Consider the following 23,532-nt stretch of genomic DNA (forward strand, 5'->3'; position numbering starts at 1 on the left):
GAGGAGGGCGGGTCGATCCCGTCGTTGACCGCCGCGACGCTCTCCCAGGCGGAGGTGTAGGACGCCGACGCGGTCGCGTTCCGTGCCAGGTTGGCCGGCGCGGTGCCGCCGACGGTGATCTGGAAGGTCCTGGTCACCGGGGTGCTGAGCCTGTCGTAGTCGCGCAGCTCCACGGTGGCGGAGTACGTGCCCGCGGCCGCCGTGCTGGTCCCGCTGATCGTTCCGGTGAACCTGTCGAGGCTGAGCCCGGCGGGCAGCGCGCCGCCGGTGACCCGCCAGTCGTAGAACGGGACGCCGCCCCTGGCGGCCAGCGTCTGCTGGTAGGGCTGGCCCGCGGTGACCTGGGGCAGGGTGGTGGTGACGATGGAGGGCTTGAGGAACGGCGTGAGGTTGCGGTTCACCTTCCAGCCGGCGTTCTCCGCGACCAGCAGGGCGAGCTTGGTCAGCATCCAGCGGCGCGTCGGGAACAGGTGCGTCCAGCCGCCGCTCTGCCCGCTGAGCCGGTCCCAGTTCGCCTGCGTTCCCGGGATGTGGTAGCTGCTGTCCAGCGGGACCGTGTGCCCCATGTAGTCGATGACGTCCTGGTCGTTCGCCCCCGAGGTGTTGACGTAGTTCCGCATCCCCGCCCAGTCGCTGTGGAAGGCGACGGCGTGGCCGTACTCGTGCATGACCAGGCCGTGCACGTCGAGCACCGACCCCTGGATCTCGGTCCTGTACCAGTCCTCGTCGGCCAGGGAGGTGAAGAGCTGCTTGCCCGCCTCGTCGTACTCGAAGATCATCGCGGTCGAGCGGTGGATCGGGCCGGGCAGTTGCTGCCCGTTCCTGGCGTGGTACTTGCCGTTGGCGGCCGGATAGCCGGTGGAGTAGGGGGTCTGGATGCCGCGGAAGTACACCCACATGCCGTTGTAGGCCGCGTTGTTCGTGACGGAGATGGTGTTCTGCCAGTCGTTACCCGGCAGGTGGTTGTTCTCGGCCCCGGCGGCCACCGTGTCGAAGGGCTGCAGGTCGAAGAACCTGAACCAGTCCTTGACCGCCTCCTCGGCCGCGGTCCTGAAGGGCTGGCCGGAGAAGTAGCCGGTGATCGTGTCGTAGCGGTAGTCGAAGTTGATCGGGATCGTCGGTTCCAGCTGGGTCTTCTGGTCCTGCTGGACCCGGATGGGCATGGTCTGCTGGTAGGTCGTGTTGTTCGCGGCCCTGGTGGTGAGCCTCAGCGTGTGCTGCTCGTCGGCGCCCGGACCCCGTTTGGAGTGGATCGCCAGTTTGAAGGTCTTCTGCTCGGAGGCGTTGGCGAACGTCAGGCTCTTGGTCGCGCCGGTGGCGGTGAGCTGGCTGGGCAGGTCCATCATCAGCCGGGAGGTGCCCTCGGCCTTGAGGTCGATCGTGACCGGAAACGGCACGTCCTGCGGAGGGCGGACGGTGAGCTCGACGTAGGGGTTGGCGAGGTATCCCTCCCAGTCGACCAGCTTGACGCCGTAGTCGTTGACGGTCCTGCCGAACATGTCGACGACCTGGGCGGTGGGAGCGGCGTGCGCGGCCGGCACGCCGACCAGTACGGAGGAGAGCAGGGCGGAGAGCAGGGCTGACGAGAGGAGCGTTCGTTTCATGGCGGGCTCCGGTTCCTAATACCTGTGGGGGGCATCGCGCGCTCCCCCGTGCCACCTGAAGGAAACAAAAGGAATAGGTTTTCCCTCTGGAAGGTAGATCTAATATGAGCGGAGAGTCAAGAGTCGAGGGCCGACCGAGAAAGCGCTTGCCCGGGGCTCTGTCCGCCGAACCGCTGAGAGGAAAAGGCTTGTCCGAACAGGTGGCAGCTGTCACGATCCGTGAGGTGGCCGCGGCCGCGGGCGTGTCGATCGGCACGGCCTCCAAAGCGCTCAACGGACGCGGCAAGCTACGCGAGGAGACCCGGGCCCGGGTGGCGGCCGTGGCGGAGGAGCTCGGCTTCCGGCCCAACACGATGGCGCGGGGGCTGCTGGTCGGGCGCACGTACACCGTGGGCCTGGTGTCGTGCGACAGCTTCGGCAGGTTCAGCATCCCGGTCATGCTCGGCGCGGAGGACGCGCTGGGCGCGGGCCAGATCTCCGTCTTCATGTGCGACACGCGCGACGACCCGATCCGCGAGCGGCACTACGTCGAGCGGCTGCTGGCCCGCCGCGTCGAGGGGATCATCGTCACCGGCCGCCGCACCGAACCTCGCCCCAGCATCGGCACCGACCTGCCCGTACCCGTCGTGTACGCCATGACCCGGTCGACCAACGACTCCGACTTCTCCGTCATCCCCGACGACCTCGGCGGCGGGGCGCTGGTCGCGCGGCACCTCCTGGCCACGGGCCGCTCGCGCATCGGTCACGTGACGGGTCCGCAGCGGTTCGAGGCGGCCAGGCGCAGGGCGGAGGGCATGACGAGCGAGCTGGCGCGGGCCGGGCTGCGGTCGGCGGGCGAGCCTCTGTTCGGCGAGTGGAGCGAGGAGTGGGGCCGCCAGGGCGCCGACATCCTGCTGAGGGCGCATCCCGAGATCGACGCGATCTTCTGCGGCAGCGATCAGATCGCCCGCGGGGTCTGCGAGACCCTCAGGGAGCGCGGGCGGCGCGTCCCCGACGACGTGGCACTGGTGGGTTTCGACAACTGGGAGCCGATGGCGACGGGCTGCAGGCCGCCGCTGACCACGGTCGACATGAACCTGGGCGAGATCGGGCGGGTCGCCGCCGAGCACCTGCTTGGCGCCATCGCCGGCGCTCCCCGGCCGAGCGGCGTGCTGACCGTGCCGTGCGGCCTCGTGCTGCGCGAGTCCTCCCGGGCCAACCCCACCTGACCGTTCGCCGACTGCCGTTCGCCGCGCCGCGGGCGCAGTGTCCCTGAGGCCCCTGACGCCCCTGACCGCCCCTGACCTCAGGTCCCGCCCGGTCCACGGCCGCGCCGAGGGGACACCGGGCCTGGCCGCCGGAAAACCCGGCCGCCGCTCCCCCTGACTGCCGACTTGACCGGGGCGTAAGTCTTCTGTTTCCCCCTATGTACGGCGGGCTTGGCCCGATGCACGATCAGCATCCGGCACACCCCCCTGGCAGAGGTAGGTACCTTGTCGAAACGCCATGCCCTCCACATCGCCCTCGTCCTCGCCGCCGCCCTCGGCTGGGCCGTGGTCCCCGCGACCTCGGCGGCCTCGGCGGCCCCGGCCACCGTCGCGCCGCCCGGCTCCATGGCCGGGCTGGGCGACTCGATCACCCGCGGGTTCAACGCCTGCGGCTGGTTCGCCGACTGCACCAGCCGGTCGTGGTCGACGGGATCGAGCACCTCGGTCAACAGCCACCGCAACCGGATCAGGACGCAGAACCCCGATCTCACCGCCTACAACGACGCCCGGTCGGGCGCGAAGATCGCCGATCTCGCCGGGCAGGCGAGGACCGCGGTTTCCCAGGGCGTCGACTACGTGACGATCCTCATGGGCGCCAACGACGCGTGCGCCTCCTCGGAGTCGTCGATGACCTCGGTGGCCGACTTCGAGGGCCGCTTCCGGGCCGCGATGCAGGAACTGGCGGCCGGGATCCCGCAGGCGTCGGTGTTCGTCGCCAGCATCCCCGACCTCAAGCGCCTGTGGTTCGTCGGCAAGGACAGCTCCTCGGCGCGCGCGGCCTGGGACGCCTTCAACATCTGCCAGTCGATGCTGGACGCCCCCCGCTCGACCGCCGCCGAGGACGAGGCACGCCGTGACCGGGTCAGGCAACGGGTCGTCGACTTCAACGGCGTACTCGCCCGGGTCTGCGCGGAGTACACCACCTGCAGGTACGACGGCGACGCCGTCTTCGCCTACCCCTTCACGCTCGGGCAGCTCAGCACCTGGGACTACTTCCACCCCAGCACCAGCGGGCAGCGGGTCCTCGCCGAAGTGACCTACCAGGTCAGCCAGCCCGGTCTGCCGGCGGTTGCCGCCCTGTAGCCGGCCTCGCCCGGCGACAGGCAGGAGAGCGGCGACCGGATCCGGCGCCGCCCGCGTGACGGGCCCTGGCCCGGCGACCCCGCCCGGCCAGGGCCAACCGCACCCGACGCGCCCTCGCGACGGTCATCGGCCCGGCCATGGGCGACGCGCCGGACGCCCCGGCGCATCTTCAAGACCCCGCGCCCGCCGCCGCACATCCCCGGCACCGGCCGCCACCGTATGATGCACCCGGCTCAACGTCCGGGAAGGCCGCCACGGACTCTCCCGTAGATCGCCTTCGGCGACCGCGACATGACAGACGGGAAGAAAGACAGCTGATGGACATCGTCGACGAGATCAACCGGGCGCATCGCGAACTACTCGACGGCGAGCGCAAGGTCATGACACTGCGGCGGCACTACGACGCGGATTTCGAGGACGTGTGGGACGCCTGCACGAACGCCGAGCGGCTGAGCCGCTGGTTCCTGCCCGTCACCGGGGACCTGCGACCGGGAGGCACGTACCAGATCGAGGGTAACGCGGGCGGCGAGATCCTGCGCTGCGAGCCACCCCGCCTGCTGAGGGTCAGCTGGCTGTACGGCGAGGACCCCGGCTTCTCCGAGGTCGAGGTGCGCCTGTCGAGCGAGGACGGCGGCACCCTGTTCGAGCTGAGCCACACCGCCGACGTGCCGCCGGACATGTGGTCCGGCTACGGCCCCGGCGCCGTCGGCGTGGGCTGGGACCTCGCCCTCCTGGGCCTCGTCCTGCACCTGTCGGGCGCGCCCAAGGTCGACGAGAACACCTTCCACCAGACCGACGAGGGCCGGCGCTTCATCACGGCCGGCAGCCAGGCGTGGGGCCGGGCCTACGAGGCCGCCGGCGGCCCGCCTGACCAGGTCGCCGTCGCCGTCGCCAACACCACCGCGTTCTACGCCCCCGAAGAGGAGCCGTCCTGACCCGGGGTGCCGGGCTCGGCGCGGCCGCCGGGCCGGAGGCGTCGGCGGCAGGACCTCGAAGCCGCCGGTGTCGCACGACATGTGTGCATGGCGCCGCACAGGACCACCGGGACGGCTTTTCAGCCGACGCGCTTGTTCACCGGGTCCGAGAAGCCGCCGCTCGGGGTCCATACGAGCGTGGTGTGCCACTTCAGGGACCTGTTGACGAAGGTGGCCCTCCCGCCGCCGGTGAACGTGACGCGCTCCCAGCCGTCGAAGTTCCTGGTGAGGTGGTGATCCCATTCGCGTAGATCCCCCACCCCCACCGCCGCGACGGACTCCGTGGGCGGCTCGCCGTCCGCGCAGTAGAGGCCGAAGTCCGCGATCGCCGTGACCGTGCCGCTGTCGGCCTGGAGCTTGATGCCCTGGCAGGGATCGGTCTTGGTGCGGTAGATCAGGCGTGGCCTGGTCCACCCGCCGGCGTGCGGGATGTGGTGCTGCTCGAAGAGCCCCTGGCCGCGTTTGTAATGCATCGCCACCCGGCGTCCGTCCGCGAGCGTGACCGTCTCTTCGAACGAGCCGTGACCAGGGCCCATGTCGCTCCCGCGCGGTTCGTCGGAACGCCCGGGAGTATCCGCGGGCGCCCTGGGGCTCTCAAGGGCGGGGCCTGGCGTGGGGGTGCGCTCCTGCGCGGGCGAGGCACTGATCGCCCGCGGGGCCGGCCGTTCCAGGCCGCACGCCGCCGCGGTCGCGAGCAGTGTCGCCCAAACCAGCATCCGTGTTCTCACTGTGCGCACGCATCTCACCACGATCTTCACAAGGACCTGCGCCGGACGGGCGGGCCGGGTCGCCGATCGTCGGTACGAATACCTTCATACCGCACATGCGTCGGGCAGGCCTCTTGATCACCCCAAAGCCCGCCGCGGTCGCCGAAGGCCACGGAGAAGTCGTTCGACGCCCCCGGAGGCCTCACGAATTGACAGGTGCGGGTGTCACGGCGTCGCCGGCGAGGAACGGGTTCCCGAGACACCCGGGGCAGGGCGGCGCCTACGTGTGGGAGTCCGGGCTCAGGAGCCGGGCGAGCCAGTCGTTGCGCGTCCGGCGCGCCGCGGCCGAGACGCGCGCCTGCGGGTACAGCGCGTCGAATCCGTGGAATCCTCCCGCCCAGATGTGGAGTTCCGCCTGGCCGCCGGCCGCCCAGATCCTGGTGGCGTAGTCGACGTCCTCGTCACGGAAGACCTCGGCCGTGCCGGCGTCGATGTAGGTGGCCGGCAGGCCCGAGAGGTCGTCGGCCACCGCGGGTGAGACGTAGCAGGACACGTCCCGGCCGGCGTGGTCGCCGAGAACCGCCTGCCATCCGAACTCGTTCATCTCGCGGGTCCAGACACCGGGCCCGCCGGAGTACTGCCGGCTGGAGGTGGTGATGTTGCGGTGGTCGAGCATGGGGCAGATCAGCATCTGGGCGGCGATCGCCGGGGCGCCGCGGTCGCGTGCCATCAGCGCGACTCCGGCGGCGAGGCCTCCGCCCGCGCTGACTCCCGCGACGATGACGCGGGCGGGATCGACGCCCAGCTCGTCGGCGTGCTCGGCGATCCAGAGCAGGGCGTGGTAACAGTCCTCGACCAGGGTCGTGCCGGTGGCCTCCGGCGCCAGCCGGTAGTCCACGGAGATCACGACGGCACCGAGCAGGTCGAGCCACTCCAGGGGGATGTCGATGTTCGAGAAGCGATCTCCCATGATCATGCCGCCGCCGTGGATCCAGTAGACGCACGGTGCCGCCGTGGCGCGATCGGCCCCGGCGGGGCTGAGGATCGACAGCGGGATCCGCGCGCCGTCCGGGCCGGGAACGGTGACCTCGCGCCGGTCGACCGTGCGACCTTCCAGGAAGGTTTCCACCGGCGTCGACGGGAGCCGGCGCAGCTGCGCGACCACCTCGGGGCTGAGCTGGGGCATGAGCGGCATCTCCGCGAGCAGTGCCTGCAGCTGGGGGTCGATGTCGGGTCGCGCCGGAGTCACGGGAGGTTCCTTTCATAGGGGTAATGCCGGGTGATCAGGTGATCAGGTGATCGGTGTGGTGATCAGTGCTCTCCGAAGGCGGCCTTGCCGCCGACCGGCACCTCGTCGGTGTAGTCGGACTCGCCGGCGAGCAGCGGCTGGAGTTTCGCGACCAGTGCCCGCGCCTGCTCGGTCGCGAAGAACCTGCCGTGGGCCTCCTGGCTGGTCCAGCCTTCGGTGACATGGACGATGTCCCGGTCGCCGGCCGAGCGGCCGACCAGGAAGACGACGCAGTCCTCGTTCGACAGGGACGGCGCGTCGAGCAGGAACTCGACCAGCTCGTCACCCTTTCCCGGCTTCGCGGTCATGGTGGCGTGGAAACCGTGGTTGACGCTCATGGGGGTAATCCCTCCGATTGTGGAGCCGTCGCGTTCTCCGGGGATCTCGACCAGCCCATATAAACACCCTGACCTGCTGAAACGATAGAACGATGCTCCCGACCTCTTGCCTGTTCCTCTCATTGTGGGGATTATCGTGTCTGTGCTTCAATCGGGCCATGGACCTTGATGAGCTGCGCGCCCTGCTCGCTCGCCATGCCCGGCCCGACATGAGCACCGCCATCGACGGTGTCCTGGTCTCGAAGGTCGAGCAGCCGACGCCGCCCTCGCCGTCGATGTCGGGCACGGTGCTGGCCCTCATCGCGCAGGGCGCGAAACGGATCGCGCTGGGCGACCGCGTGTACGAGTACCGCGCCGGGCAGTATCTCCTCGCCTCGGTCGACATGCCGATCACCGGCCACTTCACCGAGGCCGCCCCCGAGCGGCCGGCGATGGGCTTCGGCCTGATCCTGCACCCGGCCACCGTCGCCGAGCTGTTGCTGCAGGCGGCCCCCGGAGACCTCCCACCCGTCGGCGGCGGCACGCCGTCCGGCATGGCGGTCAGCGACGCGCCCGACGCGCTCGTCGACGCGGTGGTCAGGCTGCTGCGCCTGCTCGACCGGCCACGCGACATGGCGGTGCTCGCACCGCTGATCAAGCGGGAGATCCTGTGGCGGCTCATCACCGGCGAGCAGGGCGCCGTCGTACGCCAGCTCGGCCTCGCCGACAGCAGCCTCACCCACATCGCCCGGGCGGTCCAGTGGATCCGCGACCACTACGCGCGGTCCTTCCGCGTCGAGGACGTGGCGCAGCTGTCCGGCATGAGCGTGTCCGCCTTCTACCGCAACTTCCAGGCGGTCACCGCGATGAGCCCCATCCAGTTCCAGAAGCAGATCCGGCTGCAGGAGGCCCGGCTCCTGCTCGCCACCCGTCCCAACGACGTCACCGGCGTCAGCCACAGCGTCGGCTACGACAGCCCGTCACAGTTCAGCCGCGAGTACCGCCGCCAGTTCGGCGCACCTCCCAGCCAGGACGCCGCCCGCCTGCGCGGCTCGGCGCCCGGCACCGCACCCGCCCTGGTGTGACGACGGTCACGCTCCATGTTCCCCGGGACGAGCGCTCACGCGAGGCCCGCGCGAGGCCCGCGTGGGGAGTGTTCGCCCGGGTCGCCGTTCGCGGGCTCCCTCACTGCCGCGGCGTTCCGTGGTGGCCGCCGGCTCGCGCGAAAGCCCTTCGCGAGCAGCCTCAGGCCCGCCTCGATCCTCTCCGGGGGGATCGCGCCGTACCCGAGCACCAGCCCCGGCCGCGCCGGGGCCTCGCCGTAGTAGGAGGCGAGGTCCTGCACCGCGATGCCCGCCTCCCGCGCGTACGCCGTCACCTGGGCCGTGTCGACCCCGGCGTCCGGGGTCAGGTAGGCGCAGAGGTGCAGGCCGGCGGCGGAGGGGACCGGTTCCAGCCAGTCGCGGAAGTCGCGCCGGAGGATGGTGAGGATCCGCTCGTGGCGGGCCGCGTACTCGCGCGTCGCCTTGCGGACGTGCCGCCCGAGCAGGCCCTCGTCGATGAAACCGGCCAGGGCCGCCTGGGTGGAGAACTCGCCGCCCCAGTCGGTGAGCCGCTTGGCGGCGCGGAGGGCGGGCTGGAGCGAGGCGGGGGCGACCAGGAAGCCCACTCGCAGCATCGGCAGCATCGTCTTGGAGAAGGAGCCGACATAGATGACGTGACCGCTGCGGTCGAGGCTCTGGAGCGGTTCGAGCGGGCGATCCTCGAAGCGGAACTCGCTGTCGTAGTCATCCTCGATCACCACGGCGCCACGCCGCCCGGCCCATTCGAGCAGCGCGGCGCGGCGGCCGAGCGACATCGGCATGCCCAGCGGGAACTGGTGTGACGGCGTGACGTAGACGAGGCGGGCGGAGTCGGGAAGGGCGGCCACGTCCAGGCCCTCCCCGTCGACGGGGACGCCGACGACCCGCGCCCCCAGAGACTCGAACAGCAGCCTGGCCGGAGGGTAGCCCGGCTCCTCGACGGCCACCTGGCAGCCGGGGTCGATCATGACGCGGCCGATCAGGTCGAGCGCCTGCTGGGCTCCGTGCGTGACGAGCACGTCATCGGCGCTCGCCCGCACCGAGCGGGAGACGCCGACGTGGCGGGCGACGGCCTCCCGCAGTCCCGCGTGCCCGGAGAAATCTCCGTAGCCCGCGGAGCGCGCCGACGCCGGGCGCAGCTCGCGGGCGACGAGCCTGCGCCACGTTTCGAACGGGAACAGCCGCACGTCGGGAACGCCCACCCTGAAGTCGTAGACCGGCTCCCCCTCCGGTTCGGTCCACGGGGGAGCCGGGGAGCGCCAGAGGCGGCGGGGCCGCACGCCGCCCGCGGGCGCGTTCCTGGGGCGGGCACGGGCGAGGGGCTCGGCGCACACGAAGGTACCCGCCCCGGCCTGGCCGACGAGAACGCCCTCGGCGGCCAGCCGCTCGTAGGCGAGGGCCACGGTGTTGCGCGACACGTCGAGCCGCCGCGCCAGCTCGCGGGTCGGGGGCAGGCGCTCTCCCGGGCGCAGGCGGCCGTCGAGGACGGCGTCCAGGAGCTGCCGGTAGATGCGGGCGGACAGGTCGCCGCGCCCGGTGAGGCTCACATGGAAGTCCATCCGGCCCTCCCCACATTGGCCCAGCGATTTGGCCCCATATTGGATCTTATATGGGGTCAATCAGCTCAATAAAGTTACCCCCGTAAAGATCGTGTCAGGCTCTCACCGGCCGGAACATCACCCGGGCACGTCGCGAGCGCCCGGCCAGAGAAGGAGCCCCATGTTCAGCCGGATCACACCTCCCTCCGGGCCGCCCAGGGTCCTGGCCCTCGCGCAGCTGGCCAACTCCATCGGGGACGGCGCGTACTACGTGTGCTCGGCGCTCTACTTCACCCGGATCGTGGGACTCTCGCCGACCCAGGTCGGCTTCGCGCTGACACTCGGCTGGGCCGTCGGCTTCGTGGCGGGGGTCCCGCTCGGCCACCTCGCCGACCGCCGGGGAGCTCGCGGCACGGCGGTCCTGCTGGCCGTCGCCACGGCCGCCTCGGTCGGCTCGTTCCTGTTCGTCCGTTCCTTCCCCGCGTTCGTCGTGATCGCCTGCCTGTACGCGACCTCGCAGTGCGGTCTCGCCGCCGCCAGGCAGGCGCTGCTCGCCGGGCTGGTGGACAGGGCGCAGCGGACCCGGATCCGGGCCCACCTGCAGGCGACGGTCAACGCCGGGCTGGCGGTCGGCGCCGCGCTCGGCGGGGCGGCGCTGCACCTCGACACCCGTGCGGCCTACCTGACGGTCCTCGCGATGGACGCGCTGAGTTTCCTGCTCTCCGCCCTGATCCTGCTCCGCCTTCCCCCGGTGCCGCCCACGGCGCCCGCGCCCGCGGGCGAACCGGCCCTGGCGGTGCTCAGGGACAGGCCGTACGCGCTGCTCTCCTTCCTCAACATGATCACGCTGCTGAACATGCCGCTGCTCAGCCTGGTCATCCCCCTGTGGATCGTCCAGCGGACCGAGGCCCCGAGCTGGACGGTCTCCGCCCTGCTGATCCTCAACACCCTGGGCGTCGTGCTCTTCCAGGTACGGGTGGCCCGGCGGGTCACGGACCTGGAGACCGCCTCCCGGACCGTGCGGCGGGCGGGTGTGGTGCTGCTCGCCGCGTGCGCGGTGTTCGCCCTGTCGTCGACCTGGTCCTCGGCGTGGGCGGCCGCGCTCATCCTGCTCCTCGCGGCCTGCCTGCAGGTGTTCGGCGAGATGGCGCACGCCTCCGGCGCCTGGGAGATCGGGTTCGACCTCGCCCCGGCCGACAAGCAGGGCCAGTACCAGGGATTCTTCGGATCCGGAGCGGCGGTCGCCAGGATGCTCGGCCCACTACTGCTCACGACGCTGATCCTCACCTGGGGCACCCCGGGCTGGCTGGCGCTCGGCGGCCTGTTCCTGCTGTCCGGCCTCGCCACCGGACCGGCCGTGCGCTGGGCCCAGCGGACCCGGCGGGCGGAACCGGCCGCCAAGGAGATGGCAGGGTAACGGGCGAGGACAGCAGGCCCCCTTGCCCCGCACCGCGGTGCGGGGCAAGGGGGGCCGGACGCGGGTCTCCCCCACTCCCCGATGCCATGGCGAGCGCGGAAATCCGTTACCGTACGGAACGGCGAACTGTTGTGAGGTGCCCCGCCCCGGCGGGGAGAATCGGGAAGCCGGTGTGATTCCGGCACGGGCCCGCCGCGGTGACCGGGAAGCCACCACCCATGCGCGTACGCGCGGCCACTGGTCCGAAAGGACTGGGAAGGCGGGTGGTCAAGCGTCGATCCGGAAGTCCGAAGACCGGCCTCGCGTCCACGGCCCCGGCACGGGGCATGTACACAGCGGGAGCCTGCCCATGGACCACCGGATTTACGACGTCATCCACCGCCGCCGCGACGTACGCGCGCAGTTCACCGGCGAGCCCGTCCCCGACGAGGTCCTGCACCGGATCCTGTCGGCGGCCCACGCCGCCCCCAGCGTGGGGCTCTCCCAGCCGTGGGACTTCGTCCTCGTGCGCGACACCGCCATCCGCGAGGCGTTCCACGACCACGTCCATCACGAGCGGGAGGTCTTCGCCGCGACCCTCGACGCCTCCGCCGCGCGGCGATTCGCCCGAATCAAGATCGACGGAGTGCTGGAGTCGACGCTATCGATCGTGGTCACCTACGACCCGGACCGGGGCGGCCCCGCCGTCCTCGGCCGTCACGCCATCGCCGACGCGGGCCTGTACTCGGTGTGCCTGGCCATCCAGAACCTCTGGCTGGCCGCCACCGCCGAGAACCTCGGCGTCGGCTGGGTGTCGTTCTACCGCGAGCCCTTCCTCGGCGACCTCCTCGCCATCCCGGCCGGAGTCCGCCCTCTCGCCTGGTTGTGCCTCGGACCGGTGACCCACCTCGAGACCACACCCGACCTCGAACGGCACGGCTGGCGCCACCGGCGCCCTCTGCGAGACGCCGTCCACCACGACCGCTGGTGAGGTTCGCCGCGTTCCGTTGAGATGCCGGGCCCGCCGACCCCGGTCCGGCGGGTCACGGCGCGGGGACTCACGGCGGTGACGCGGAGGAGGCCGAGTCTCTCCGCGGGCGGTGTTCCGGCACCGGAGTCGTCAGCCGCCGAGTCTCGGCAGCACCTCGGCGCCCAGCCGGCGGATGTTCTCCAGGGTGCGGGCGTGCTCGCCCGCACCCTCGACCATGAGGATCAGGTGTTCGAGCCCGGTCGCCTCGCGGGTGCGCCTGATCGTCTCCACGCAGTGGTCGGCGTCACCCACCGGATGGACGCCGGTCAGGAAGTCGACGTACTCCCCCACGTCCCGTACCGGCCGCCGCCGGCCGTCCACCGGCACGTACCCGTCCAGGCCGGGCTCCAGCCAGCGGGGCATGGCGGCTTTCAGCTCCCGCACGGCCGCCCTCGTCGAGTCGGCCACGTATCCGACGACGGCGGCCACGTGGCGGGCCGCGCCCGGCGGAGCGGCTCCCGGCGCGGGTGGGCGCGCCGCGTCGTAACCGGCGAGCATCGCGGCCTTGCCCGCGTCGTCCACGTGCATGCCGAGCAGCATCGGCAGCCCCCGCGCGGCCGCCAGCCGCGTCGTTTCCGGCGAGGTGCACGCCACGACGGGCCGCATCGACGCCGCCGGTACCATCGCGACCTCGCGGAAACGGAAGAACTCCCCCTCGGCCGACACCGTGCGCTGTTCCAGGGCCCGGCACAGCAGGTCGAGAGACTCGGCGAAGCCGCGCTCGAACCTCTCCAGGCCGGTGCCGAACACCTCCAGGTCCACCCAGGGCCCGCCCCTGCCGACCCCCAGCGTGAAACGCCCGCCGGACAGGTGGTGCAACATCGCCGCCTGCTCGGCCAGCGCCACCGGGTGCTGGGTGGACAGCACGCTCACGGCCGTCCCGACCCCGATCGTCCGCGTACGTCCGAGCGCCACGGCCGCCAGCGTGGCCGCCGACGGGCAGACCCCGTACGACATGAAGTGGTGCTCGGCGATCCACGCGTCGTCGAACCCCGCCTCCTCCGCGACCGCGATCGCCTCCACGCAGTCACGCAGCACCCGTCCCTGCGGCCTGCCGGGGAAACCGGCCGCGACCAGGAAGATTCCGATCCGCACCCGGCTCATGATCTCTCATGTACGGATCGGCGGCCGCGGATTCGGGGGACCCGCTCGAAGAACCGGGTGAGGAACAGTTTTTACCCACCGGTCCGCTCCGGGGGGAACCGCGCCCCCACAGTGATCGTTTGACGTGCGGCCACAACACGCACGTGAACGAGGAGAGGAAACCGTGATCTTCAAACGGATGCTGGGAGCCTTCGGGGTCGGAGCCCCTTCGGTGGACACCGTCCTGGCCACCCCGCGGGCGCGGCCCGGCGAGTCGCTGCGCGGCGAGGTACGCGTGAAGGGCGGTGACTTCGACGCCGACATCCAGTACATCGCCCTCGGGCTGGTCGCCAGGACGGAATCCGAGCACGGCGAGGGTGAGCAGGTCGGCCTGCTGGAGTTCTTCCGCACGCAGGTCTCCGGAGCGTTCCGGCTGCGCGGCGGCGAGGACAAGGTCGTGCCGTTCCAGTTCCCGGTGCCGTGGGAGACTCCGGTCACCGAGGTCGCCGGACAGCACCTGCGCGGCATGGCCATGGGGGTGCGCACCGAGCTGGCGATCGCCGCGGCCGTCGACAAGGGCGACATGGACCCGGTCGAGATCGAGCCGCTGGCCTCCCAGCAGGCCGTGCTGGACGCCTTCGTACGACTCGGCTTCCACTTCAAGGGTGCCGACCTGGAGCACGGCCACATCTACGGCCTCGGCCAGCAGCTGCCGTTCTACCAGGAGATCGAGTTCTACCCGCCGCCCGCCTACGCCGGGCGGATCAACGAGATCGAGCTGACCTTCGTCGCCACTCCCACGGGCCTGGACATCGTGGTGGAGGCCGACAAGCGCTCCGGCGGCCACGGCTCCGGGGGCGACGCCTTCGGCCGCTGGCAGGCCGGCCACCAGGAGGCGGCGCACCGCGACTGGGCCTCGGAGATCAACGGCTGGCTGGCCGCGCTCTCCCAGCGCTCCCACGGCGGCGGTTTCCAGTACGGCGGCCACGACCCGTACGCCCGGCACGACGGTCACCACGGCTCCCACCACGGCCATCACGAGCGCGGCCCCGGCTGGGGCGGCGTCGCGGCCGGTGTGGCCGGTGGCCTCGTGGCCGCCGAGGTCGTCGACGAGATCTTCGAGGACGAGGGGGAAGAGGAGGAGTGACCGTGCCGGGACTCGCCCGATGAGCCCGCGCACCCCGAAACGATGACGGCCCGTCCCGCGAAACCGCGGGGCGGGCCGTCGTCTCGGCCGGGCGAACGGCAGGCCTCCGGCTCGTTCCTCAAAGCCCGGGGGCCGCGAGACCCGCGCGGCCGCCTTCTTCCGGGGTCCCGCCGGGCCCCCGCCCGGCGGGAGCCGCTTTCAGCAGGTGACGGTCCTCTCGTACTTCGCGAACGCGGCCTGCGGGACGAACGCCCAGAACCTCCTCTGGTTGTTCTTCATGGTGAAGCACCAGCTGTCCTTGCCTCGCTTGACGAGCACCTTCACCCTCATCGTCCTGCCGCACTTGTTCGTCAGCGCGACTCCCTGCCGGATGATCAGTTGGCGCTTGACGCAGGCCGGAGCGGTGCCGGCCGACGCGGACGCCGCCCCCGCCGCGGTGACGGCGGTGGCGGTGGTCGTCGCCGATGCCGCGCCGGCCGCGCCCGCGGGCGCCAGGGCGAGGGCCGCCGAGGCGACGACGACGGCGGTGGAAATTTTCAGCGTGCTGAGCATGGGGACTGTCTCCTGGTGTCGGCTCTCTCTACGGGAATGGTGTTCGAAACGCGGGACGACGATCCGCGGAGGTGGTCGCGGGGGCCCCGTGCCGTCCGGGCGGACGGCACGGGGAAACGGCACGCCATGCGGATCCGGGGGCCGTTGATCCTGGGGGCCTGGTCAGCACCAGGGCGACAGGAGGCAGTAGAAGTACCTCTTGTGGTTCCACAGCAGGGCCCTGAAGACCCTGGGGAGCGCGTTGAACGCCTCGGAGTAGCGGGCCCATCCTCCCCTGGCCGCCTTCTCCAGCTTCGACCACACCCACGCGCCGCCCGCCTTCATCACGGCGTGGCAGGCCAGCTTCTGCTTCCAGCCCTTCACCCGGCTGCACGAGAACTTCGCCGCCGCCGCGGTCGCCTGAGCGGCCGCTCCCGCGGTTTCCTGGGTGACCGTTCCCGTCGTGAAGGCGGAGCTCCCCGATGCCGTCTGCACGACCACGGCGGGCGCGGAGCGCGCCACGGGGGCCGCCTGGGCCGGTGCCGTACCGGCGAAGGTCATGACCGCGGCGCTCGCGGCCAGGGCCAGTCCTGCTTTTTGGCGCATGTTCATGCTTGTCGCCCTTCCTCGGGTCTCGCCGGCGGCACTCCGCCGCCGGTCGATACGCCGCCGGGCGGAACGCGGGTCCGTACCGCTCCCGCTGCCGTCCGACGGCCTTCGAGGCCTGAAGTTATGCGGCGCATTTTTGTTCGACATCCCTGTTCAGGGCCTCGAACAAAAGAAATCTCGGGGGCGGGAGGCCCCGGCGAGGTCGCGGCGGTCCGGCGGCTCGTTCCTGCCTCGTCCTGCCGGTGCGGGGGTCTCGCGGCACCGGTTCGGTGGCTGCCCGCCTGCCGGTGGCAGGCGGCAGGCGGCAGGTGGCAGGTGGCCGGTGGCCCCGGCGGGTATCGCCCGCGCCGGAAGGCGGCGCCCGCGTGCCCGTGCGTGCGTCCATCGGCCCGCCCGGGACGCGGCGTCCGGCGGGCGGGCCGATGGACGCCGCGTCCCGGGTGGGCCGGCCGGATGCCCCCCGGGGGGAACCGGTCAGGAAGGTCACACCAACGCCGACGATTAGCCATTCGTGTAGAAATTTCTTGACATAGGTAGTTTCATTTCCCTAGCGATCTTTGTCGTCCAGCGGGTGGAGCGCCTGAACAATGGGTCGTCGCGAAAGACCGGTGGACCCCGCGGAGGGACCTGTTCCGGACTTCGCCCACGCACTGCGGAAACTTCGCCAGGAGGCCGGTGGCATCACCTACCGGGACATGGCACGGCGCGTGGGTCATTCGGTCACCACCCTGTCCCAGGCGGCCGCCGGCGAACGTCTGCCCTCGCTGCGGACCGTCCTCGCCTACGTGGAGGCGTGCGGGGGCGACCTGGCGGAATGGGAGACCCGCTGGCGCGACGTGACCGCGGAGCTGGCGCGCGAGATGCGGGACGACGACGGGTCCGTGGCGCCGTACCCGGGCCTGGCCTCCTACGACGCCGAGGACGCCGCCCGTTTCTTCGGGCGCGAACGGCTGGTCCGCGAAGTGGTGGACCTGCTGGAGCGGCACCGCTTCGTGGCGGTCTTCGGGCCGTCGGGCAGTGGCAAGTCCTCCCTGCTGCGAGCCGGGGTCGTCTCGGCCCTGCGGGCGTCGTCGCCCCCGCCGCCGAAGGTGGCGGTCATCACCCCGGGCGACCACCCGATGCGTCACGCCGACCGGCTGCTCGCCGGCTCCGCCGACGACTCCGCCGGCGGATCACCGGTAGTGGTGGTGGACCAGTTCGAGGAGGTGTTCGCGCTCTGCCGCGACCGGCGCGAGCGTGCGGAGTTCGTGGACCTGCTCGTCGGCGCGCGACGCCCGGCGGGCGCGCCGCGGGTGGTCATAGCCGTCCGGGCCGACTTCTACGGGCGCTGCGCCGAGCACCGCGAGCTCGCCGGGTCCCTGCGCGAGGCCGGCCTGCTGGTCGGGGCCATGACCAGGGAAGAGTTGCGGGAGGCGATCGTGCGGCCGGCCATGGCCGACGGTCTCACGGTCGAGCGCGCGCTGACCGCGGCGATCATCGCCGACGTCGCCGACGAGCCCGGCGCGCTGCCGCTGATGTCGCACGCGCTGCGCGAGACCTGGCGCCGCCGCCGGGGCAAGATGTTGACGCTCGACGCCTACGAGAGCGTGGGCAGGGTACAGGGGGCGATCAGTCACACCGCCGAGGAGCTGTACGGGCGCCTCTCCCCGGCCCAGGCCGGGATCGCCAGGCGCGTCCTGCTCCGGCTGATCAACCCCGGGGAACAGACCGAGGACACCCGCCGTCCGGTCTCCCGCGCTGAGCTGGATCCTCTGGGAGACGCCGACACGGGACTCGTCATCGAGCTACTGGCCGGCGCCCGGCTGCTGACGCTTCACCAGGACACCGTGGAGGTGGCCCACGAGGCCCTCATCGGGTCGTGGCCACGGCTGCGGGGCTGGGTCGACGAGGGCCGCGACCGTCTGCGCGCGCACCGGCAGCTGACCCAGGCGGCCTCGGCATGGGCCGAGCACGGCCACGACGCCGGCGTCCTGTACCGGGGCGCGCGCCTGGCCGTCGCCGAGAAGCTGCTCGCCGGGCCGGAACACCGCGACGATCTCACGCCCCTGGAGAACGACTTCCTGCGGGCGAGCGCGGTCCGTGCCCGGCGTGCCTCACGCCTGCGGTCCGGCGTCGTGGCCGCCCTGGCCGTGCTGCTGATCGTCTCCGCGGCCGCGCTGGTGGACGCCGTACGGCAGGGCGACCTCGCCCAGCGGCGGCTGGAGGAGACGGCGGCCCGGCTGGTGGCGCAACGCGCCGCGACCCTGCGCCTGACCGATCCGAGGCTGGCCCGCCGGCTGAGCGTCGCGGCGTGGCGGATCTCCCCCGTCTCCGAGGCCAGGGGAGAGCTGGTCGACTCGACGGCGAGCCCGATGGTCGACGCCTTCACCGACCCGTACGGCACCGCGGGGTCGCTCTACGCGCTCAGCGCCGACGGGGCCGAGCTGGCGTCCTACACTCCCGGCCGGACGGGCGAGCCTGGCACCCTCCGCGTCCACGACCTCGCGGAAAAGAAGCAGGTCGCCCAGGTGCGCTGGGAGCGGCAGGTCATGGCCCTCGCGTTCAGGCCCGGCACGCGCACCGTGGCGGTGGCCGACCTCTCCGGGGTGTGGCTGTGGCCGGCCCACGGCCCGGCGCCGGGCGGCTCGCCTCTCGTCTCCCTGGGGGAGGCGGACCAGCCCGACATCCGGTTCAGCCCCGGTGGCCGTTTCCTGACCATCTCGCGAGTGGACGCCCCGGAGACGTGGGACGTCGAGAGGCGCGTCCGGGTGCTGTCCGAAGAGGTCGTTCACATCAGTCCGGACGACCGGCTCGCGCTGGTGATCCCTCCCCAGGCCCGGGACCTGACCGCGGAGGTCACGACATCCGGCTCGGACGCCGCGGCCGGCGGTGGTCCGCGGCCCGCCCGTCGCCTCGAACTGTGGGACCCCGTGCGCGGCAGACGCGTCGCCGCCCCCTGGTTGCCGTCCAACGCCACCACCGGCGCGTTCAGCCCGGACGGCCGGCTGCTCGCCGTCTCCGTCCACGAGGACGGCGTCCTGCTGTTCGACGTCTCGACCGGCGAGGAGGCGACGGAGGCGTCCATGTACCCGCCCGCCGAACGGCTGGAGTTCAGCGGCGACGGCCGTTTCCTCACCGGGACGGACAGCGAGAACCAGGTGAACCTGTGGAGCGTGCGCGAGGGCAGGTCCGACGGCATGCTCCTGGAGAGCATCTCGCTCCCCCCTGGGACGCTGGATCCGCTCCATCGCATCTCCCGCGACGGGCACCTCCTGCGGGTGGCGGACCCGTTCGGGACGGTGCAGACGTACGACCTCTCGGCGCACACCACCACGCTGGGCATGCTCGGCCCGGGAGACGGCGAGCGGCGTTTCAGCCCCGACGGCCGCCTCCTGGCGGTGACGACCGGCAGGCGGGAGGGCTGGAAGGTCACGATCTGGGACGTCGCCACCCGCAGACCCCTCGGCGCCGCGATCCGGCCGGACGCCCTGCCCCTTCCCGGGGCGGAGGCCGGGGAAGGGGCCGACGATCCGTCCCCTCCCGAGGCGGGGGCGTACTATCCGGTGTTCAGCCCCGACGGACGCACGCTGGCGCTCGTCCACCCCCGGTCGACCGTGGTGACGTTCTGGGACGTCGCGACGAGGGCCCGCGTGGGCGACTTCACGGTGAGGCGCCGGTCGGCGGACGGGGTACGCGACCTGGTCTTCTCCCCCGGCGGAGAGACCGTGGCGGTGAGCTCCTTCTCCGAAGGCCAGGACGACGTCGAGGAACTCGAACTGTGGGACGTCGGGAGCCGGACATGGCTCAGGACCGTCGGGATGGACGCCGCGGGCGTGGCCTTCCTCCCTGACGGACGGCGGCTGCTGGCCCGCGAGGGATCCTTCCTCACCGATACGCGCGGGTCGCCCGGAACCGGGGGAACGCTGCTGGACCTCGTCACCGGGAAGGTGTCGCCGTACCAGACCGACGCCCGCGCCCAGGGAGAGGTGATCCTGTCGCGGAACGCGGCCGCGACCGGTGACACGTCCGGTCGCGTGACGTTCTGGACCGGGGGGCTGAGCGAGCGACTCGCCCCGCCGCAGATCGCGCACGCGAGGGCCGTCTCCGCTCTCGTGCCCTACCCGCCGGGCGACATGTTCGCGTCCGTCTCCGAGGTGGACGTCATGCTGTGGGAGTGGCAAGGGCACCGGCAGGTCGGTTCCAGGATCGAGCTCACCTCCGACCTCGTCGCCACCGTGGCGTTCGACGGGACGGCGCTGCTCATCTCCCACCCGGACGGAAGGCTGCTGGAGATCACCGTCGCGCCGGACGCCGCCGTCGCGGCGATCTGCGCCGAGGACGGGGCTCTGTCGCGTCCCGAGTGGGACGTCCACATCCCCGAGCTGCCCTACGTGGACACCTGTCGAGGGGGCGGCTCGGCCATCCGGTGAAGGCGGCCGACGGTGTGGAGGTGGCGCAGCGTCCGGGCGTAGGAGTCCAGCACACCGGTCTCCGTGTACGCCAGCCCGTGCTCCTCGCAGAACCGCCGGACGACCGATCGGGAGCGGGGCAGGTTCGGACGGGCCATGCGGGGAAACAGGTGATGCTCGATCTGGTGGTTGAGGCCCCCGAAGACGAAGTCCACGAAGCGGTTCGAGCGGATGTTGCGTGAGGTCACCACCTGCCGCCAGACGAAGTCGGCGTGGTCGTCGGCGCCGAGCGTCGCCATGCCCTTGTGGTTGGGGGCGACGGTGCCGCCCACGTACAGGCCGAACAGACCCTGGTGCACGACGAGAAAGGCCACGGCCTTGGCCGGGGACAGCACCCACAGCAGCGCGAGGACGTATCCGGCCACGTGGACGGCGAACAGCGCCCGCTCCCACGCCCCTCCCTTCGCCCGCGACAGGTCGCGGGCGCTTTCCGCGTGCAGGCCGAGGGCCGTGAACAGGAGCAGCGGGAAGAAGAAGTACGCCTGGTAGCGGTACGCGAACCGGGCGAGCCGGCCGCGATCGGCGGCCTGGGCGGTGGTGAAGGCCAGGACGCCGACGTCGATGCCCGGGTCCTTGCCCTCCTGGTTGGGATGCGCGTGATGACGGTTGTGCTCGCGCACCCACCACCGGTAGCTCAGCCCGATCGCCAGATTGGCGAACAGGACACCGATCCTGTCGTTGGCCCGCCGGGACGCGAAGATCTGCCGGTGTCCGGCGTCGTGGACGAGGAAACCGGCCTGGGTGAAGACGACGGCCATGACCACGGCGACGCCGAGCTGCCACCAGGAGTCGCCGACCAGCGCGAAGGCCGTCCAGCAGGCGGCGAGCGCGGCCAGGACGCCGACGATCTGCCCTGCATAGTAGGGGACGCGCCGATCCAGCAGGCCCGCCTGCCGGAGCTGCGCGGACAGCCGGGCGTATGAGGCGCCCCGCCGATCCGGCGAATGCCGCTCGGGCTCCGTGGCGTCATGCTCGAAGATCGGCATGGTCAGCCTCCTGACGGTGACGGCGGAACGCGACTTTTGCCATTAATCGGTGGATATGCACAAACATCGGGAAACAGTCTCCAATCTATCTTTTTGTATCCCAAAAAGGGCTATCTTCCTTTTTTTCGCAAAAATGCCATTGTCCTGATTAATCATCATAAGATTCATCGTACTATCCTGAGCAGCACGAACAGGCCTGGACGCGGGATTCCCCGGAAGGTACCTTTACCAATACTCAGGAATTAATCTCCCCCTCTCTAGTGCTCTGGCGTCGAATCCTCAGTCGCGACTGTGAGGCGAGAATCACATGAAAGAAACGGAAGCGTTCGAAGGTCCGTACGCCGACGCCCCCCAGAGCTGACCGTGTACCGCTCGGTCATCGACAGCGTCGGCGTCGCGTTGCCCGCCGGATCGCTGTCGACGCGCGAGGTGGTCGAGGGGTGCGCGCACCCTCTGAAACTCCCCCTGGAGACGTTGACCGGAATCGCCACCCGCCGGATCGCCGCGGAGGGCGAATACGCCGTGGACCTCGCGGAGAGGGCGGCCAGAGACTGCTTCGAGCGCTCCTCTCTCGGGCCCGGCGACATCGACCTGCTGATCAACGGCAGCATCTCCCGCAAGGACGGCCCGCTCCGGGTCTCGTACGAGCCCTCGGCCGCGGCGCAGTTGCGGCACCGGCTCGGCTGCGCGCGCGCGTGGGCCTTCGACATCGTCAACGCCTGCGCCGGTAACTTCACCGCCATCCGGATCGCCGACGCGATGATCCGCGCGGGTCAGATCGGCAGCGCGCTCGTGGTGTGCGGCGAGTCCATCTCCGACCTGATCCGCACGGCGCAGAAGGAGATCACGAGCGACACGGACCCCCGCATCGCCTGCCTCACCCTGGGCGACGCCGGCTCGGCGGTGCTGCTCACCCGCTCCGACGACGAGCGGGCGGGCTTCGAGCACATCGGGATCCGCACCATCGGCGAGCACCACGCGCTGTGCGTCGCCGGCCCCACCGACGCCTCGCACGGCGGCATGATCATGAAGACGGAGATGCTCGCGCTCGCGGTCATCATGGTCCGCGAGGCCGTGGCCCACACCCATCGGACACTCGGCCGGATGGGCCTCCACTACCGCGACATCGACCTCGTGATCCCCCACCAGACGTCCTCGACGACCATCGAGGCGGCCGGCCGGCACATGAACAAGGTCTTCGGCGGGCCGTTCCTCCACGAGAACAACGTCATCAACAACCTCGCCGACCTGGGGAACACCTCGACGACCACCCACGTCCTGGCGCTGCGGGACGGTGTCAGGGCCGAGCGGATCCGGCCCGGCGCACGGGTCCTGTTCGGCATCGCCGGCTCAGGGATCAGCGTCGGCACGGCCGTCTACCGGCTCGACGACCTGCCGGCCCGGCTGGCATCGGGAACGCGCTCGACCCGGACCGCCCCCCGGACGACCGGGCGCGGCCCCTGGTCCCGTCCGGTCGAGGTGGCCGGCCTCGGCATCGCCCACCCGGGGGCGTCCGAGGCCACCTCGACGCTGGAGCTGATCGCGCGGGCGAGCGCCCGTTGCCTGCGCGCGGCGGATCGACGGCCCTCCGACGTCGCGATGTTGATCAACGGCGGCCTGTACCGCAGCGGCATGATCGCCGAACCGGCCGTCGCCGCCATCGCCGCCGGCGAGCTGGGCTTCGACGGCGCGACCACCGCGAGCGGCGACATGCTCGCCTTCGACCTCGGCAATGGCGGTCTCGGCCTGTTCGACGCGTGCCGGGTGGCGTCCGCGCTGATCCGCTGCGGCGAGGTGGAGAACGTCCTCGTCGTCGCGTCGGAGGTGGAGGAGCGCGAGCCGGGTACGAGCCACCCCGGTATCGCCGCGTGCGGGTCGGCGCTCTTCCTGCGCGCCGACCCGGAGCGACGCCGCGGCTTCCTGGGCTTCCACACACACCACCTCAGCGACCGCGTCGGCTCGTTCGCGGCCTGGGCCACCCAGGGCGACGGCCGCGCGTTCATCCGATCCGACGACCGTTCGATCCTCGACGAGCAGTGCCTCGAACACCTCCCCCGCGTCGTGGCCGAGCTGCTCGACGAGATGAGCGTGACGCCCGAGTCGATCCGCGCGCTGGTCCCGCCCTCGCTCTCCCCCGCCTCGGCGGAGCGCCTGCGCAGGCGGTGGCCCGTGCTCGGGAAGCGCCTCGTGGCGCTGCCGGGCGGCGACCTGTTCACCTCCGCCATACCGGTCGGGCTGCGACGCCTGCGCGACGAGAAGGGAGCCGCGCCCGGAGACCTGGTCGTGCTGACCGGCATCGCCGGCGGGGGGCAGATCGGTGCGGCGCTCTACCGCTTCTGACCCGGCCTCGTTACCCAGCGCACACCGACGAAAGTGCTATCCGCCATGAGCCAGACGAACACGCCCCGCGGGTCCGGCCCCTCCGGCGGGCCCGCACACCACGGCCCTTCCCCCGTTCCCCC

At 71.5% G+C, this 23,532-nt stretch carries 18 protein-coding genes and 1 riboswitch; of the genes, 9 read left to right on the top strand and 9 right to left on the bottom strand.

Annotated elements, in window-relative coordinates; translation table 11 throughout:
* On the bottom strand, nucleotides 1-1,604 hold a 1,604-nt coding region (locus tag ACSDR0_RS41570; protein WP_435294466.1), incomplete at its 3' end, for an Ig domain-containing protein.
* A 188-nt stretch (nucleotides 1,605-1,792) separates the two neighbouring features.
* On the opposite strand from ACSDR0_RS41570, the gene ACSDR0_RS41575 reads away from it, so the two are divergent.
* From ACSDR0_RS41575 to ACSDR0_RS41585, 3 genes are all read left to right on the top strand, one after another.
* On the top strand, nucleotides 1,793-2,812 hold the full coding sequence (locus ACSDR0_RS41575; RefSeq protein WP_435294467.1) for a LacI family DNA-binding transcriptional regulator: 1,020 nt from the start codon (nucleotides 1,793-1,795) through the stop codon (nucleotides 2,810-2,812).
* A 264-nt stretch (nucleotides 2,813-3,076) separates the two neighbouring features.
* The gene (locus ACSDR0_RS41580; protein ID WP_435294468.1) at nucleotides 3,077-3,934 is read left to right on the top strand and encodes an SGNH/GDSL hydrolase family protein; all 858 of its coding nucleotides are present in this window, start codon (nucleotides 3,077-3,079) and stop codon (nucleotides 3,932-3,934) included.
* A 317-nt stretch (nucleotides 3,935-4,251) separates the two neighbouring features.
* A complete protein-coding gene (locus ACSDR0_RS41585) occupies nucleotides 4,252-4,869 on the top strand; it encodes an SRPBCC family protein (protein WP_435294469.1) in 618 nt (205 codons plus the stop codon).
* 119 nt (nucleotides 4,870-4,988) lie between these two features.
* Here ACSDR0_RS41585 and ACSDR0_RS41590 read toward each other — a convergent pair whose 3' ends face one another.
* The 3 genes from ACSDR0_RS41590 to ACSDR0_RS41600 form a co-directional block, all read right to left on the bottom strand.
* Entirely contained in the window at nucleotides 4,989-5,624 is a 636-nt protein-coding gene (locus tag ACSDR0_RS41590) for a hypothetical protein (RefSeq protein ID WP_435294470.1), read from the bottom strand.
* 271 nt (nucleotides 5,625-5,895) lie between these two features.
* The gene (locus ACSDR0_RS41595; RefSeq protein WP_435294471.1) at nucleotides 5,896-6,864 is read right to left on the bottom strand and encodes an alpha/beta hydrolase; all 969 of its coding nucleotides are present in this window, start codon (nucleotides 6,862-6,864) and stop codon (nucleotides 5,896-5,898) included.
* 62 nt (nucleotides 6,865-6,926) lie between these two features.
* Nucleotides 6,927-7,241, bottom strand: a complete 315-nt coding sequence (locus ACSDR0_RS41600; RefSeq protein ID WP_435294472.1) for a putative quinol monooxygenase — start codon at nucleotides 7,239-7,241, stop codon at nucleotides 6,927-6,929.
* A gap of 158 nt (nucleotides 7,242-7,399) precedes the next feature.
* On the opposite strand from ACSDR0_RS41600, the gene ACSDR0_RS41605 reads away from it, so the two are divergent.
* Nucleotides 7,400-8,305 (top strand): AraC family transcriptional regulator, encoded by a 906-nt coding sequence (locus tag ACSDR0_RS41605; protein ID WP_435294473.1) that lies wholly within the window; start codon nucleotides 7,400-7,402, stop codon nucleotides 8,303-8,305.
* A 35-nt stretch (nucleotides 8,306-8,340) separates the two neighbouring features.
* Here the strand turns inward: ACSDR0_RS41605 and ACSDR0_RS41610 are convergent, their stop codons facing one another.
* The gene (locus ACSDR0_RS41610; RefSeq protein WP_435294474.1) at nucleotides 8,341-9,861 is read right to left on the bottom strand and encodes a PLP-dependent aminotransferase family protein; all 1,521 of its coding nucleotides are present in this window, start codon (nucleotides 9,859-9,861) and stop codon (nucleotides 8,341-8,343) included.
* A gap of 160 nt (nucleotides 9,862-10,021) precedes the next feature.
* On the opposite strand from ACSDR0_RS41610, the gene ACSDR0_RS41615 reads away from it, so the two are divergent.
* The gene (locus tag ACSDR0_RS41615; RefSeq protein ID WP_435294475.1) at nucleotides 10,022-11,257 is read left to right on the top strand and encodes an MFS transporter; all 1,236 of its coding nucleotides are present in this window, start codon (nucleotides 10,022-10,024) and stop codon (nucleotides 11,255-11,257) included.
* A 117-nt stretch (nucleotides 11,258-11,374) separates the two neighbouring features.
* A riboswitch (cobalamin riboswitch) is annotated at nucleotides 11,375-11,574 on the top strand.
* Nucleotides 11,575-11,606: 32 nt separating this feature from the next.
* Nucleotides 11,607-12,227 carry a 5,6-dimethylbenzimidazole synthase gene (bluB, locus tag ACSDR0_RS41620; RefSeq protein WP_435294476.1) on the top strand — a complete coding sequence of 207 codons (621 nt, stop codon included), beginning with the start codon at nucleotides 11,607-11,609 and terminating at the stop codon, nucleotides 12,225-12,227.
* 129 nt (nucleotides 12,228-12,356) lie between these two features.
* On the opposite strand, the gene ACSDR0_RS41625 is transcribed toward bluB, so the two are convergent.
* Nucleotides 12,357-13,370, bottom strand: coding sequence for an LLM class flavin-dependent oxidoreductase (locus ACSDR0_RS41625; RefSeq protein WP_435294477.1), 1,014 nt, complete (start codon nucleotides 13,368-13,370; stop codon nucleotides 12,357-12,359).
* Nucleotides 13,371-13,533: 163 nt separating this feature from the next.
* Here ACSDR0_RS41625 and ACSDR0_RS41630 point away from each other — a divergent pair, with 163 nt between their 5' ends.
* Nucleotides 13,534-14,496, top strand: coding sequence for a sporulation protein (locus tag ACSDR0_RS41630; RefSeq protein ID WP_435294478.1), 963 nt, complete (start codon nucleotides 13,534-13,536; stop codon nucleotides 14,494-14,496).
* Nucleotides 14,497-14,694: 198 nt separating this feature from the next.
* On the opposite strand, the gene ACSDR0_RS41635 is transcribed toward ACSDR0_RS41630, so the two are convergent.
* On the bottom strand, nucleotides 14,695-15,048 hold the full coding sequence (locus ACSDR0_RS41635) for a hypothetical protein (protein ID WP_435294479.1): 354 nt from the start codon (nucleotides 15,046-15,048) through the stop codon (nucleotides 14,695-14,697).
* A gap of 162 nt (nucleotides 15,049-15,210) precedes the next feature.
* Nucleotides 15,211-15,639 carry a hypothetical protein gene (locus ACSDR0_RS41640; RefSeq protein WP_435294480.1) on the bottom strand — a complete coding sequence of 143 codons (429 nt, stop codon included), beginning with the start codon at nucleotides 15,637-15,639 and terminating at the stop codon, nucleotides 15,211-15,213.
* A gap of 584 nt (nucleotides 15,640-16,223) precedes the next feature.
* Between ACSDR0_RS41640 and ACSDR0_RS41645 the strand changes: the two genes are divergently transcribed.
* Nucleotides 16,224-20,045: an nSTAND1 domain-containing NTPase gene (locus ACSDR0_RS41645; protein ID WP_435294481.1), complete on the top strand. Its 3,822-nt coding sequence runs from the start codon at nucleotides 16,224-16,226 to the stop codon at nucleotides 20,043-20,045.
* Here the strand turns inward: ACSDR0_RS41645 and ACSDR0_RS41650 are convergent.
* A complete protein-coding gene (locus ACSDR0_RS41650; RefSeq protein WP_435294482.1) occupies nucleotides 20,003-21,070 on the bottom strand; it encodes a fatty acid desaturase family protein in 1,068 nt (355 codons plus the stop codon). The genes ACSDR0_RS41645 and ACSDR0_RS41650 overlap by 43 nt on opposite strands.
* Nucleotides 21,071-21,433: 363 nt before the next feature.
* Between ACSDR0_RS41650 and ACSDR0_RS41655 the strand changes: the two genes are divergently transcribed.
* Nucleotides 21,434-23,410, top strand: a complete 1,977-nt coding sequence (locus ACSDR0_RS41655) for a 3-oxoacyl-[acyl-carrier-protein] synthase III C-terminal domain-containing protein (protein ID WP_435294483.1) — start codon at nucleotides 21,434-21,436, stop codon at nucleotides 23,408-23,410.
* Nucleotides 23,411-23,532 lie beyond the last annotated feature (122 nt).

The sequence above is a fragment of the Streptosporangium sp. G11 genome, from assembly GCF_051192615.1.
GTDB lineage: Bacteria > Actinomycetota > Actinomycetes > Streptosporangiales > Streptosporangiaceae > Streptosporangium.